Source organism: Pseudomonas hefeiensis, assembly GCF_030687835.1.
Lineage (GTDB): Bacteria > Pseudomonadota > Gammaproteobacteria > Pseudomonadales > Pseudomonadaceae > Aquipseudomonas > Aquipseudomonas hefeiensis.
The window spans coordinates 1,095,651-1,107,689 of sequence record NZ_CP117449.1 but is presented as its reverse complement, the minus strand read 5'-3'; the positions used below and the strand labels follow the sequence as shown (position 1 = coordinate 1,107,689).

The following is a 12,039-nucleotide window of genomic DNA, read 5'->3' as shown; positions in this document are numbered from 1 at the left end:
TTATGTCTTCCAACAAAGGCCGCGCAGATTCACTTTCGCTTCTGCTGTTTACCTTGCGCAGCGGCAAGCTGATGGCAATCAACCTGCTCAAAGTCAGCGAAATCATTCCCTGCCCGCCGCTGACCAAACTGCCGGAGTCGCACCCGCACGTCAAAGGCATCGCGACCCTGCGCGGAGCCTCGTTGTCGGTGATTGACCTGAGCCGCGCCATCGGCGAACGGCCACTGGAAGATCCCGACGGTGGGTGCCTGATCGTCACCGATGTGAGCCGCTCCAAGCAGGGCTTGCATGTGCAGGCGGTGAGCAAGATCGTGCATTGCCTGACCACCGACATCAAACCACCGCCTTTCGGCTCAGGCGGCGTCCGCGCCTTCATCACTGGCGTGACTTCGGTGGATGGCACGCTGGTGCAAGTGCTGGACATCGAAAAGGTCATCCACGGCATCGCCCCGGCGCAAATTGAAACCGCGCCTACCGAACTGAGCATGGAAGACGCCGAAGTCCTGGGCAACGCGCGGATCCTGGTGGTCGATGACAGTCAGGTGGCGTTGCAACAATCGGTATACACCTTGCGTAACCTCGGCCTGCAATGCCACACCGCTCGCAGCGCCAAGGAAGCCATCGAATGCCTTCTGGACCTGCAAGGCACTGCGCAACAGATCAACCTGATTGTCTCCGACATCGAAATGTCGGAGATGGACGGCTATGCCCTCACCCGGACCTTGCGGGAAACGCCGGACTTCGCCCACCTCTATGTGTTGCTGCACACCTCGCTGGACAGCGCCATGAACAGTGAGAAGGCTCGGTTGTCCGGTGCCAATGGGGTACTGACCAAGTTCTCCTCGCCGGAACTGACCAAATGCCTGATCACGGCGGCCAAAGCGGTTGCCGAGCAAGGTCACTGAGATCGTCGCGGGCAGGCCTTGCCCGCGATAACGCCCCAAATCCCCCGTCCAACCTCAGGCATACTCCCGTCCTGGCTTCCCAGAACAAGGATCTTGCTGATGAAAACCCACACCCTCATGTTCTTGGGCTTCACAGCCCTCGCCGCCCAGGCCCACGCCTCCAGCCCAGAAGCCTGGGCCATCCATGACAAAGCCGTGCTTGCCAGTTGCATCAAGGCCAGTGGCCTGAAGAACGCCGAACCTGTGGGCACTGCTGCGCAGTTCGATGACCGGGTGGGCTACACCGCGCTGTTGCTGCAAGGCCAGTATCCGCAGGAACACATGAAAGGCGCGACGGGCACCGAGCTTTGCCTTTACCGCAAAAAATCCAAAACCGCCTACGTGACCGAGTGGGACTCCATCCGCCCCGCCGACAACAGCCGGTGATGGCGCACAACTTGCTTCGCAATGGTTAATCGCGGCGTTTTTCTGTCGCCGCTTTCCAGCTTTTGACCGGGCGTTCAATGAACACAACGTTTTCCTGCGTAGGGTGCGGCAAATGCTGCACCGATCACCATGTCCCCCTGACCCTCGACGAGGCGCGGATGTGGGCTGACGACGGCGGCCAGGTGATTGTTCTGGTGGAAGCCTTCCTGGCCAATGGCCTGGGCCTGCCGGCAGGGCAACGCGAGCACGCTGAACGCCGTTCGGCGCGGGTCCACAGCGGCACCACCGAAGCCCTCGTGGCGATCACCTTTGCTGCCTATAACGCGGGTCGCTGCCGCAATCTTGACGAAGAAAACCTCTGCCGCATCTACGAGCGCCGCCCCTTGGTGTGCCGCATCTATCCGATGGAGATCAACCCGCACATCCCCCTCAATACCGCCGTAAAGGAATGCCCGCCAGAGTCGTGGGAGACCGGACCGCAACTGATACTCGGCGGTGAACTGGTCGACAGGGAACTGGCGCAGTTGATCGAGCGTTCACGTCAGGCCGATCGCGAGGAAATCCGGATCAAGGATCAAATCTGTGCGTCGTTGGGCATTCGCACCACCGCCCTGAAAGGCGACGGGTTTACCGCGTACCTGCCGGACATGAGCGCATTCGCCACAGTCCTCGATCAAGTGCGCTTGAAGCCGCTGGAGCAGGAAACCACTGAATGGCTGTTCCATCTGTCCGGCGATGACGTGGCCTGCCAGATCCTGGCCAGCGGAGCCCGGGTCGTCACTGAGGCACCGGTCAACTACGCGTTTATTTCGCTGCGGGCGGCGTAAGCACCCCAGGGATGAAATAAAGATCCCTTGTGGGAGCGAGCCTGCTCGCGATAGCGGTGGATCAGTTTGCAGTGATGGTGGATGTGCCGCCGTCATCGCGAGCAGGCTCGCTCCCACATAGGTACTGCCCATAAGTACTCCACTCCTGCCACTGACTCGCCTCAATCGACGCTCCCCCTCTCGCCTAACCCACATGCAGAATGTTAGCGTGCTTGGTATTCCTTGCCCGATGAGCCTTCTGCGATGAAAAAAACCGTACTTGCCTTCAGCCGTATCACGCCCAAGATGGTCGAACGTCTGCAACAGGATTTCGACGTGATCGTGCCAAACCCGTCGAACGGCGACATCAACGCACAGTTCAACGAAGCCCTGCCCCACGTGCATGGCCTGATCGGTGTCGGTCGCAAACTCGGCCGCGAGCAATTGCAGAACGCCACGAACCTGCAAGTGGTGTCCAGTGTGTCGGTGGGTTACGACAACTATGACCTGGCCTACTTCAATGAGCGTGGGCTCATGCTCACCAACACCCCTGACGTACTCACTGAAAGCACCGCCGACCTGGCCTTCGCCTTGCTGATGAGCAGTGCCCGGCGCGTCGCTGAACTGGACGCCTGGACCAAGGCCGGCCAATGGCAAGCGACGGTCGGCCCGCAACTGTTCGGCAGCGACGTGCACGGCAAGACGTTGGGCATCGTCGGTATGGGCAACATCGGCGCGGCCATTGCCCGGCGTGGGCGGCTGGGGTTCAACATGCCGATTCTTTATAGCGGCAACAGTCGCAAGCCTGAACTGGAAAACCAGTTGGGCGCACAATTTCGTGAGCTGGATCAGTTGCTGGCCGAAGCGGACTTTGTTTGCCTCGTGGTGCCATTGAGCGAGAAGACCCGCCACCTGATTGGCCAGCGTGAACTGGCCCTGATGAAACCAAGTGCCATTCTGATCAATATTTCCCGCGGCCCGGTGGTGGACGAACCGGCGCTGATCGAAGCCTTGCAGAACAACCGCATCCGCGGCGCCGGGCTGGACGTTTACGAGAAAGAGCCATTGGCCGAGTCGCCGCTGTTCCAGCTGAAAAACGCCGTAACCCTGCCCCACATCGGCTCGGCCACCCACGAAACCCGTGAAGCCATGGCCAATCTTGCGGTGGAAAACTTGCGCAGCGCTTTGCTGGGCGAGCGACCGAAGAACCTGGTGAACCCGCAAGTCTGGAAGTAAACCAACCGGCAGGCCCCTTGTACGGGCCTGCCATTTCCTGGTTCAGCGCGCGCCCAAGGCGACTTCCGTCGCCACGGGCCGGGGTTTGCGGAACACCAGCACATTCCCCAGCATCACCAGGACTAACCCGAGCAGTGCCGGCGCCGTCCATTGGTAGCCCTCGACTAACGCCGAAACATTCAACGCCACCACCGGAAACAGCACCGTGCAGTACGCCGCCTTTTCCGGGCCCATGCGCCCCACCAGCGTCAGGTAGGCGGTAAAGCCGATCACTGAGCCTGGAATCACCAGGTACAGCAGCGAGCCGACATAGCGCGCGTTCCATTCCATATCAAACGGGATGCCTTTGAAGAGGCACCACACCGCCAGCATCGCCGCACCATAAGCCATGCCCCAGGCGTTGGTGGTCAACGGTTTGAGACCGGCCTTCTGTTGCAAGCTCGAGAGCATGTTGCCGGCCGAAAAGCACAAGGTTCCCAATAGCGCCAACGCCAGTCCGAACAGCGTTTGCGGGCTCGCGCTATGGCCAGCGAGCTCCGGCCAGAACAGCAGCGCCAGCCCCAGCAGCCCCAAAGCGCCGCCCAGCATGACGTTGCGGGCGATCCTTTGCCCAAAGAACACGCGGGCATTGAGGGCATTCCAGAGCGTGGCTGTAGAGAACACCACCGCGACCAACCCGCTGGGAATCCACTGGCTGGCGGAGAGGAAACACATAAAGTTGATGCAGAACAGGCACAGGCCCTGGGCCAGGCAAATCAAATGCCCCCGCCGGTTCATCACTTGCAGACGCCGGCTGAGCAAGAGCATCACAAACAGAATCAGCGCCGCCAGACCGAAACGATAGACAATCGACACGGGGATGGCGACCACGCCCAACTGCAATTTCAGCGCAATCCAGGTAGTGCCCCAGATGAGCACGGTAAGCAGATACAACGAGAGGTTCATGACGGCAACTCCTGACAATGACCGCCAGTGTTGCGCCGCCAACCACCGGGCGCTTGCGTAAACTTGCGGTTTTGTCGGCTGGCAAGCTGGCATAGGCTGATCGACGGAGTAGGATGCAAGGCGTTGGAGAGAACCGATCATGCCCACACTGCAAACCCTGCAAGTTTTTCAAGCCCTCAACAGTTCGCCCAATGCTCGCCTTGAGCACAGTGCCGAGCTGGGGGACGGCATGGCGGTCGCTTTGTGGAGCAACCATCACGACGCCCAGGACTACGAGGCGCCGACTCACCACACGCTGTCGTGCTACATCGCCGGTGGCACCGGCACATTTCGCCGCGAACGACCCGAGACCACCGGGGCACCCGGCAAACTCTGCGTCCTGCCGGCCGGGCATGAATCGGCCTGGGTCATCAATGGCGACATTCGCCTCGCCCACCTGTACTTCAGCCCTGAGCAATTCGCCCTCGGTTGCGTCACGCTACTGGATCGCGAGCCCCGGCAAGTGCAGCTGCGCGAAGCCACCTTTCTCGACGACCCGCAACAGGCACAGCGCTTTCGCCAGTTGATCGCCCTGAACTGGGAGGAGCCCGGTGAACGCCTGCTGACCACCAGCCTGGCCCATGACCTACTCAACCATCTGCTATTGAGTCAGGTTGGCCAGCGCCAGGGGCTTCGCCTCAAGGGTGGGCTGGCCGCTCACCAGCGGCGAATGCTGGTGGACTACATCGACAGCCACCTGGCCGATGCCATCAGCCTCGGCCAACTGGCAGCCCTGTGTGCGCTGTCCGAATACCACTTTGCCCGGATGTTCCGCGAAAGCTTCGGCCTACCGCCCCACCAATACGTGCTGGCTCGACGTCTGGCACACGCGCGGCACTGGCTGCGCAGCACGTCAAAACCGCTGGGCGAGGTGGCGTTGGCCTGCGGGTTCGCCAGCGCCAGCCACTTTACGAATCGCTTCCGCCAGGCCCTGGGCGCGACGCCTGGCGAATATCGGCAGGCGTTTTTGCGCTAGCGCCCGGTACTCCCCCCAAATCCCCTGTGGGAGCGGGCTTGCTCGCGAAGGCGTCAGTACATTCAACAACTTTCCAAGCTGACCCACCGCTTTCGCGAGCAAGCCCGCTCCCACAGGAGAATGCGATCAATGCAGGTGGGCTTGCTCGCCACACTGGACCGATAAAAACAAAACGGGCCTGCGATGGCAGGCCCGTTTTCGGTAGGTCAGTAAAAAGAATTAGGCTCAGCCGTTGAGGGCAGCCCGTTCGTTCTCCAGGAATTCTTCCTCCAGCATCGCATCGGCCAAGGCCACGGATTCGGTCGGTGTCTCAACGGTCGCGCGCTTGACGCGAAGTTTGCCGAACAGATGCTCCAGGGCATGTTCAAGCTTGGTGGCCGCACCTTCGATGGCCAGTTCCAGTGTATCGGCCTTGTGTGTCACCGATACCGGTTGCAGGCCCTTTGGCCGTGCCTCCAGCTGACAACGCAAGTCATGGGGACCGGGCTTATCGCCGTTCTCGTCCCGCAAATGAACCTCAACCCGTGTCAGGTCTTCTTCATAACGTTCGAGCGTGCTTTCGATGGTAGTACGTACCCACTCCTCCAGTCGGATGCTGCTTTGAATATGGTTATCGCTGTTGACTTGGATTTGCATAGTTCATCCCTTATTTCGGCTAGCTCGCCAGGGGCCAATCGACGTTAGCGCGACAACCCCTTGAATACAGAGTCGGGCTGGCGACAGAACAATTCAACCCCTTCGAAAAGATAAATATTCATATGCAAATAAAGCCGGACAACGGGCAAAAGCGCTGTTACTGTCGGGAGTTACCTCGCCTTGCTTACCCCGCGAAAAATCTGCGCTTACCCTGCACCGTCAGCGACCACTCGCCCGTTCCTGCCCCGAAACGGGCATCCCGCCGGCCCGCCTGCCAAAGCCTTCAGCGCCTATGCGCCGTGATCATTGTCCGACAGTTTTTCCGGCATGCCCCTTGCTACTTCTCTGCAGGAGCTGTCGCAGGTTGGGGATCTTCCAGTCCAGCACCAGCATGGCTTCCGGATGAAGCATGATCATGGAATGGCCGGTGGTCCGGTATTGCGAACTAATCCCGATCACGGCCGGTCAACAACTGCACGTTCAATCAGGCGGTGACGCATCATGGACAACCCTTTTCAGCTCATAACCGACGCTTTTGCGCCGCAGTATCAAATCAACCTGAGCATCCAGGGCCTGGACGGCAGCATCATGCTGACCCTGTCCAAAGCCGGGCGCATCGTCGCCAAGCGTATGATCAGCGCCCAGCAACGCAATGACCCGGAACGCCTGCGGCGCCTGGTCCAGAGCATTCAGTTCGGCATCGCCATTGAGCAAGGTCACAGTGCTGTGGCGATCCTCGAAGCCATGACCGGCGGTGACACCGTCAAGCTGCCACCACCGCAGACGCAGAGGGCGACATCCGCCCCCACCGGCCTCTAGATCTCGCCCTTCTCCACTTCGGCATGCTCGCTGGAACCCGCGCCAACCTTGCGGTGCGGGTGCTCCATTTTCACCGAAGGGAACTGCGACGAGGCGTAACGCACCACCAGGATCGCGAACGCCAGCAGCAAGATGCCGCCGCACAGGTAGATGATGCCCAGGTCAGGCGGGCTGTGGTGAGAGACGTTGGAAATCAGCAAGCGCGTCAGCGCCGTGATCGCCACGTAGATCAGAAACCGCACCGGCATGTGGTTGGTCTTGAAGTAGATCCCGACCATCGCCCCCAATTCCAGATAGATGAACAGCAGCAGGATGTCATCGATCTTGATGTGCCCCTGCTCGAGCATCTGCAAAAACTCCATCACTGCCGCCCACGCCGTCACCGCGCCGATGGCGAACAGTGCCAGGTAATGGAAGGTCTCGACGAACAGGTTGCCCAGGGATTCGGCCAGCTGATGTACGTTCTGGCGCAGATTCTCGGCCCAGTTGATTTTCACGATGTAGTTTCCTTAGGTCGACTCGACCGGATGATGCGGGTTGGACGTGACGGTTGTTCTGCATGCAGAAAAAAGGCCAGCGGCTGAGGGTGAGATGGCAATGGGCCGCAACCGGACACTTTTGTGAGGTTGATCCTGCTCCTATCGCGAGTGGGCTCGCTCCCACACAAGCGCAGCTACCTCGCGACAAATGCGGAAACCGGTCTACATTAAAAAGCCACTATCCAAAGGGAAGGGATTCGCTTATCCTTTTGGCTGTATATAAATACAGTAGTCACAAAGATAACCAATGTGAAGGCATGTGAGGTGGTGAATGGCCGTCGAAGTGGTATACCGCAGCAGCCGAGATCTGGAGCGCTTGTTCATGGATAAAGCCGAAGCTGACCGTCATGACAAAATGCTGGAACTCGCCGAATTGCTGGCCGAAGTGTTGCAAAAAGCCGTTCCATCGCTGAGCGAGAAACAGGTTGAGGAAGCCGGCATCTACATGGCGAAGAATCGCGATGTATTCGCCAAGGCGTTCAAGAGTCAGCCGGACGCCTTGTCCGAACTGCTCAATGCCCCTGCTGAATAAGCCTTAAAAAGATCGCAGCCTTCGGCAGCTCCATGGAATACCCCTGGAGCTGCCGAAGGCTGCGATCTTTTTTATCGGTACAACAAACGCTCTGCCAGTTCATCGGCCACCCTGGCCGGTGAGCGCTTTTCTGCCTGGGCGTGAGCAAAGACTTCCGTAAGCCGGGCGCCGATTTTCGACAAATGCGCGGTGATCGTCGACAGCTCTTCGCCGCGATGCTTCAAGGCGACGTAGATCAGGCCGCCAGAGTTGATCACGTAGTCCGGCGCATAGAGGATTCCACGTCTTTCCAACTGATCGGCCACTTGCAGGTTGCTCAACTGGTTATGGGCCGACCCGGCGACCGCCGAGCAGCGTAGCTGAGCCACGCTGTTGCTATTGAGCACACCACCCAGGCCACAAGGGGCGAGGATGTCGCACGGGGTACTGAGCAACGCGTCGTTGGCGATCGGATGCGCGCCCAGTTGCTCCATCGCCAGTTGAACCTTGCCAGGGTCAATGTCGCTGACCAACAGTTCGGCACCCGCTGCGTGTAGCTGTTCGGCCAGGGCGAAACCGACATTGCCCAGGCCCTGGATCGCTACCCGCAGGCTTTCCAGGTTATCGCTGCCCAGGCGGGCCATGGCCGTGGCACGGATGCCAGCGAATACCCCCATCGCCGCGTGGGGCGCCGGGTCTCCCGAAGCCGTGGTGCTGGTCACATGACGGGTCTGCTGGGCGATACAGTCCATGTCCGCCACCGAAGTGCCGCTGTCGATGGCAGTGATATAGCGGCCATCCAGTTGCTCGATGCAGCGCCCAAACGCCTCAAACAGAGCGGCCCGGCTTTCGACATGGGCCGGACGCATGATCACCGCCACGCCGCCGCCCACCGGCAAGCCCGCCAGTGCGGCCTTGTAGCTCATGCCCTGAGCCAGGCGCACGGCGTCGACCACGGCACTTTCATCGTCGGGGTAGGAAAGATAACGACATCCACCCAGAGCAGGCCCAGGACGGCTGCAATGAATGGCAATCACCGCCTTCAACCCGGTGGCCGGGTCTACGCTCAGGTGCAGCGATTCAAGGCGGGAGCTTTGCATGAGAGCAAACATCGACAGGCTCCCGAATCACTTTTGTTTGTTCCGCCAGTATAGGCGTGCGCTCAAAATTTGCTGGAGCGCGCCGGAATAAGTCGCCACGGCGGCCAGTCTTTTGGGCATAACCTGATTCCTTCCCTGGATGAGACTGGACGAAAGCCCGCAGCAGAGCTAAAAACGAGGCATAGCCCGGAGACTGTGATGACACCGCGCCAAGCCTTTTTTGATTGCCTGCACCGCTCCCCACCGGCGCTGTTCGAAGCAGCGTTGTGGATTGCTGCCGAACATGATCACGAAGTGGACGTACCGGCGTTGCTGAAGGATTTCAAGGATCTGCAACAGCGTGTCAGCCATGACCTGCCGATGCTGCCCGTCAGCGAACTGGGCCAACACTTGCTGCGACGCCTCAATGACCTTGGATTCGCCCAGGACGATTTCACGCCTCTGCGCCCGAGGGCCGCGTTGCTCGACAAGGTGTTGACGCGTAAACGTGGACAGCCCCTCGCCCTCGGCCTGATCGCCCTGGAGCTGGCTCGTGGCCTGGAAATTCCGATGGTCGGTGTCAATTTCCCCGGTCACTTCCTGTTGCGGGTCCCCGGTGCCGATCACCTGCTCGACCCGTGTGGCGGGCGCCGGTTGTACCCCAACGACTGTCGGGAATTGCTGCAACGCCAATACGGCGCCAACATGCCACTCAAAGCCGAGCATCTGGTCAGTGCCGAGCCCATGCAGATGCTCCAGCGCCTGTCGCGCAATCTTCGCCAATTGCATCTGACTAACGACGATTACATTGCTGCGCTGATCGACGCCGAACGGGTGCTGGAACTGGGCAACGCCAGCGCCGCCGATTACCTGGCCCGCGCCAGTCTGTACCAACGACTCGACTGCCCCAACGCCGAACGCTTCGACCTGGAACATGCACTGATGCTCAGTGACGATCCAATCCAGCGAATACGGCTGACGGAACGGCTGGGGCATCTGCCGCCCAATTCGATTGTGCATTGAGCGGGGTGTGAGGCCTGCGCACCTTCGTCGACTGTTAAATAGCCTTCGCGAGCAAGCCCGCTCCCACACTTGATCTGCGTACGCCCGAATCAATGTGGGAGCGGGCTTGCTCGCGAAAACGGTAGGTCGGTCAACATCAATGTCAAGCTGGTGTATCGGGCTGATTTGCCGGATGCGCCTGTTGGAACGCTGGATGCGTGGCCGCCAGCGCCGCAACGCGACGAATCCGTGGATACGCCTCCAGGGAAACATTGAACCGTTCGGCCGCGTACAACTGCGGGATCAGATACACGTCCGCGATCCCGGGTGTCGTACCGAAGCAGTAGCCGTCATCCCCAATCAACTGCTCCACCGCCGCCAGCCCCTGGCTGATCCAATGCCCGATCCACTGTGTCACCTGCGTTTCATCGTGGCCCCACTGCCGCAGCATGTTGAGCACGCTGACGTTGTGCAGCGGATGAATATCACAACCGATCAACGCCGCGATGCCGCGCTCACGGGCACGGAGCGCCAGGTCTGCGTTGAGCAGCGGCACCTGTGGATAACGCTCCTCCAGGTACTCGATGATCGCGGGTGACTGCACCAGCAACCTGCCTTCGTCGGTACGCAGCGCCGGAACCCGGCCCTGAGGATTGATTGCCAAGTAGGCCGGCTGACGATGCTCGCCCCCAGGCACAGCGATCAGGTTGACCGGCAAGGCCTGGTAATCCAGGCCTTTTAGCGCCAGGGCAATGCGCACCCGGTAGGACGAAGTGGAACGGTAGTAGGTGTAGAGTTCCATGCCCTGTCCCTCAGCGCGCCGGCAGGATCTTGCCCCGGCATTCGCCGAAGCCGATGGACGCAACACCTTCGCGGCTGCAACGGGCCCGCAGGATGATCTCGTCACCGTCCTCAAGGAATTTGCGTACTTCGCCAGAAGCCAGCTCGATTGGCTTTTTGCCGCCTTCAGTGATTTCCAGCAGGCTGCCGAACTGCCCACTTTCAGGCCCCGACAGGGTGCCCGAGCCGAACAGATCTCCGGCCTGCAACTGGCAACCATTGACGCTGTGGTGGGCGACCATCTGCGCCACGGTCCAGTACATGTACTGGGTGTTGCTCAACGTCAGGCGGTGGGCCGGCAGGTTCTGCTCGCGCATGGCTTCGGTCAGCAGCAGGACTTCCAGTTCGATGTCGAACGCCCCACCGGCCTGGTCACGCTTATCCAGCAGGTACGGCAATGGCTGCGGATCGCCTGCCGGGCGCGCCGGTTGCGGGCGACGGAACGGTTCTAGGGCTTCGGCGGTCACCACCCACGGCGAAATACTGGTCAGGAAACTCTTTGACAGAAACGGCCCCAGCGGCTGGTATTCCCAGGCCTGGATATCCCGGGCCGACCAATCGTTGAGCAGGCAGAAGCCGCCGATGTGCTCGGCGGCATCGCCGATGGCGATGGCTTCGCCCAGTGCGTTGCCCTTGCCTATCCAGATGCCCAGCTCCAACTCATAATCCAGCCGCGCGCACGGGCCGAAAGTCGGCTCGGTCTGGCCGGCCGGCAGGGTCTGGCCATTGGGACGACGCACATCGGTGCCGGACGGGCGAATGGTCGAGGCACGACCGTGATAACCGATGGGCACATACTTGTAGTTGGGCAACAGCGGATTGTCGGGACGGAACAACTTACCGACGTTTTGCGCGTGTTCGATACCCACGTAGAAGTCGGTGTAGTCGTTGATTTTTGCCGGCAGGTGCATCTGGCAGTCGGCAGCGAGCACCAGCAGCTTCGCACCCTGGGCCTGGATCTGGTCCCGCAACGGGCTGTCTTCGCGCAGCAGGTCCAGCAGCCGTTCGCGCAAGGCCACCCGAGCATCGCGGCCCAGCTCGAAGAACGCATTTAACTGTCCGCCACTCATGGCTTCAACAGCATCGCGCGCGGCGCCGTCAAACAGGCCCGCCTGCAGTGCGGCCTGCAAATCGAAAATCTGCTCGCCTATGGCCACGCCGCTACGAGGGCTGTCGCCTTGCACGCTGAAAACGCCCAGCGGCAGGTTTTGCAGGGGGAAATCGGCATGGCCGTTGGCGGAGGCCACCCAGCTACGGGCAGGGGAAACGTGAGTCATGGG

General features: G+C 60.5%; 14 protein-coding genes. 8 read left to right on the top strand and 6 right to left on the bottom strand.

The annotated features are described in order from the left end of the window. The first annotated feature begins 2 nt into the window (after positions 1–2). The 4 genes from PSH57_RS04770 (at position 3) to PSH57_RS04755 (ending at position 3,373) form a co-directional block, all read left to right on the top strand. Positions 3–905 carry a chemotaxis protein CheV gene (locus PSH57_RS04770; protein WP_305388109.1) on the top strand — a complete coding sequence of 301 codons (903 nt, stop codon included), beginning with the start codon at positions 3–5 and terminating at the stop codon, positions 903–905. Positions 906–1,004: 99 nt separating this feature from the next. After that, positions 1,005–1,331 carry a hypothetical protein gene (locus PSH57_RS04765; protein ID WP_305388108.1) on the top strand — a complete coding sequence of 109 codons (327 nt, stop codon included), beginning with the start codon at positions 1,005–1,007 and terminating at the stop codon, positions 1,329–1,331. A 77-nt stretch (positions 1,332–1,408) separates the two neighbouring features. Then, positions 1,409–2,158 (top strand): YkgJ family cysteine cluster protein, encoded by a 750-nt coding sequence (locus PSH57_RS04760; protein ID WP_305388107.1) that lies wholly within the window; start codon positions 1,409–1,411, stop codon positions 2,156–2,158. 243 nt (positions 2,159–2,401) lie between these two features. Continuing rightward, the gene (locus tag PSH57_RS04755) at positions 2,402–3,373 is read left to right on the top strand and encodes a 2-hydroxyacid dehydrogenase (protein ID WP_305388106.1); all 972 of its coding nucleotides are present in this window, start codon (positions 2,402–2,404) and stop codon (positions 3,371–3,373) included. Between the two features lie 42 nt (positions 3,374–3,415). Here the strand turns inward: PSH57_RS04755 and PSH57_RS04750 are convergent, their stop codons facing one another. Beyond that, complete coding sequence (locus PSH57_RS04750) at positions 3,416–4,318, bottom strand: DMT family transporter (RefSeq protein ID WP_305388105.1); 903 nt, start codon at positions 4,316–4,318, stop codon at positions 3,416–3,418. A 139-nt stretch (positions 4,319–4,457) separates the two neighbouring features. On the opposite strand from PSH57_RS04750, the gene PSH57_RS04745 reads away from it, so the two are divergent. Further along, complete coding sequence (locus tag PSH57_RS04745) at positions 4,458–5,333, top strand: helix-turn-helix domain-containing protein (protein WP_305388104.1); 876 nt, start codon at positions 4,458–4,460, stop codon at positions 5,331–5,333. Between the two features lie 225 nt (positions 5,334–5,558). On the opposite strand, the gene PSH57_RS04740 is transcribed toward PSH57_RS04745, so the two are convergent. Continuing rightward, positions 5,559–5,969, bottom strand: a complete 411-nt coding sequence (locus PSH57_RS04740; RefSeq protein ID WP_256232428.1) for an HPF/RaiA family ribosome-associated protein — start codon at positions 5,967–5,969, stop codon at positions 5,559–5,561. 501 nt (positions 5,970–6,470) lie between these two features. Between PSH57_RS04740 and PSH57_RS04735 the strand changes: the two genes are divergently transcribed. Beyond that, the gene (locus PSH57_RS04735) at positions 6,471–6,788 is read left to right on the top strand and encodes a DUF3509 domain-containing protein (RefSeq protein WP_305388103.1); all 318 of its coding nucleotides are present in this window, start codon (positions 6,471–6,473) and stop codon (positions 6,786–6,788) included. Here the strand turns inward: PSH57_RS04735 and PSH57_RS04730 are convergent. Beyond that, positions 6,785–7,285, bottom strand: a complete 501-nt coding sequence (locus PSH57_RS04730) for a phosphate-starvation-inducible protein PsiE (RefSeq protein ID WP_305388102.1) — start codon at positions 7,283–7,285, stop codon at positions 6,785–6,787. The genes PSH57_RS04735 and PSH57_RS04730 overlap by 4 nt on opposite strands. 313 nt (positions 7,286–7,598) lie before the next feature. Between PSH57_RS04730 and PSH57_RS04725 the strand changes: the two genes are divergently transcribed. Next, positions 7,599–7,859 (top strand): YebG family protein, encoded by a 261-nt coding sequence (locus PSH57_RS04725; protein WP_047228616.1) that lies wholly within the window; start codon positions 7,599–7,601, stop codon positions 7,857–7,859. A 71-nt stretch (positions 7,860–7,930) separates the two neighbouring features. Here the strand turns inward: PSH57_RS04725 and PSH57_RS04720 are convergent, their stop codons facing one another. Next, on the bottom strand, positions 7,931–8,950 hold the full coding sequence (locus PSH57_RS04720) for a Glu/Leu/Phe/Val dehydrogenase family protein (RefSeq protein WP_305388100.1): 1,020 nt from the start codon (positions 8,948–8,950) through the stop codon (positions 7,931–7,933). Between the two features lie 186 nt (positions 8,951–9,136). Between PSH57_RS04720 and PSH57_RS04715 the strand changes: the two genes are divergently transcribed. Then, positions 9,137–9,940 (top strand): SirB1 family protein, encoded by an 804-nt coding sequence (locus PSH57_RS04715; RefSeq protein ID WP_305416390.1) that lies wholly within the window; start codon positions 9,137–9,139, stop codon positions 9,938–9,940. A 142-nt stretch (positions 9,941–10,082) separates the two neighbouring features. Here the strand turns inward: PSH57_RS04715 and maiA are convergent, their stop codons facing one another. Together maiA and fahA are read right to left on the bottom strand one after the other, a co-directional pair. After that, positions 10,083–10,721 (bottom strand): maleylacetoacetate isomerase, encoded by a 639-nt coding sequence (maiA, locus tag PSH57_RS04710; RefSeq protein WP_305388099.1) that lies wholly within the window; start codon positions 10,719–10,721, stop codon positions 10,083–10,085. A gap of 10 nt (positions 10,722–10,731) precedes the next feature. Next, positions 10,732–12,036 carry a fumarylacetoacetase gene (gene fahA, locus PSH57_RS04705; RefSeq protein WP_305388098.1) on the bottom strand — a complete coding sequence of 435 codons (1,305 nt, stop codon included), beginning with the start codon at positions 12,034–12,036 and terminating at the stop codon, positions 10,732–10,734. Positions 12,037–12,039: the final 3 nt, after the last annotated feature.

Coding starts and splice junctions, on each gene's coding strand:
- PSH57_RS04770 (WP_305388109.1), top strand. CDS start 3: ATGTCTTCCAACAAAGGCCGCGCAGATTCACTTTCGCTTCTGCTGTTT.
- PSH57_RS04765 (WP_305388108.1), top strand. CDS start 1,005: ATGAAAACCCACACCCTCATGTTCTTGGGCTTCACAGCCCTCGCCGCC.
- PSH57_RS04760 (WP_305388107.1), top strand. CDS start 1,409: ATGAACACAACGTTTTCCTGCGTAGGGTGCGGCAAATGCTGCACCGAT.
- PSH57_RS04755 (WP_305388106.1), top strand. CDS start 2,402: ATGAAAAAAACCGTACTTGCCTTCAGCCGTATCACGCCCAAGATGGTC.
- PSH57_RS04750 (WP_305388105.1), bottom strand. CDS start 4,318: ATGAACCTCTCGTTGTATCTGCTTACCGTGCTCATCTGGGGCACTACC.
- PSH57_RS04745 (WP_305388104.1), top strand. CDS start 4,458: ATGCCCACACTGCAAACCCTGCAAGTTTTTCAAGCCCTCAACAGTTCG.
- PSH57_RS04740 (WP_256232428.1), bottom strand. CDS start 5,969: ATGCAAATCCAAGTCAACAGCGATAACCATATTCAAAGCAGCATCCGA.
- PSH57_RS04735 (WP_305388103.1), top strand. CDS start 6,471: ATGGACAACCCTTTTCAGCTCATAACCGACGCTTTTGCGCCGCAGTAT.
- PSH57_RS04725 (WP_047228616.1), top strand. CDS start 7,599: ATGGCCGTCGAAGTGGTATACCGCAGCAGCCGAGATCTGGAGCGCTTG.
- PSH57_RS04720 (WP_305388100.1), bottom strand. CDS start 8,950: ATGTTTGCTCTCATGCAAAGCTCCCGCCTTGAATCGCTGCACCTGAGC.
- PSH57_RS04715 (WP_305416390.1), top strand. CDS start 9,137: ATGACACCGCGCCAAGCCTTTTTTGATTGCCTGCACCGCTCCCCACCG.
- maiA (WP_305388099.1), bottom strand. CDS start 10,721: ATGGAACTCTACACCTACTACCGTTCCACTTCGTCCTACCGGGTGCGC.
- fahA (WP_305388098.1), bottom strand. CDS start 12,036: ATGACTCACGTTTCCCCTGCCCGTAGCTGGGTGGCCTCCGCCAACGGC.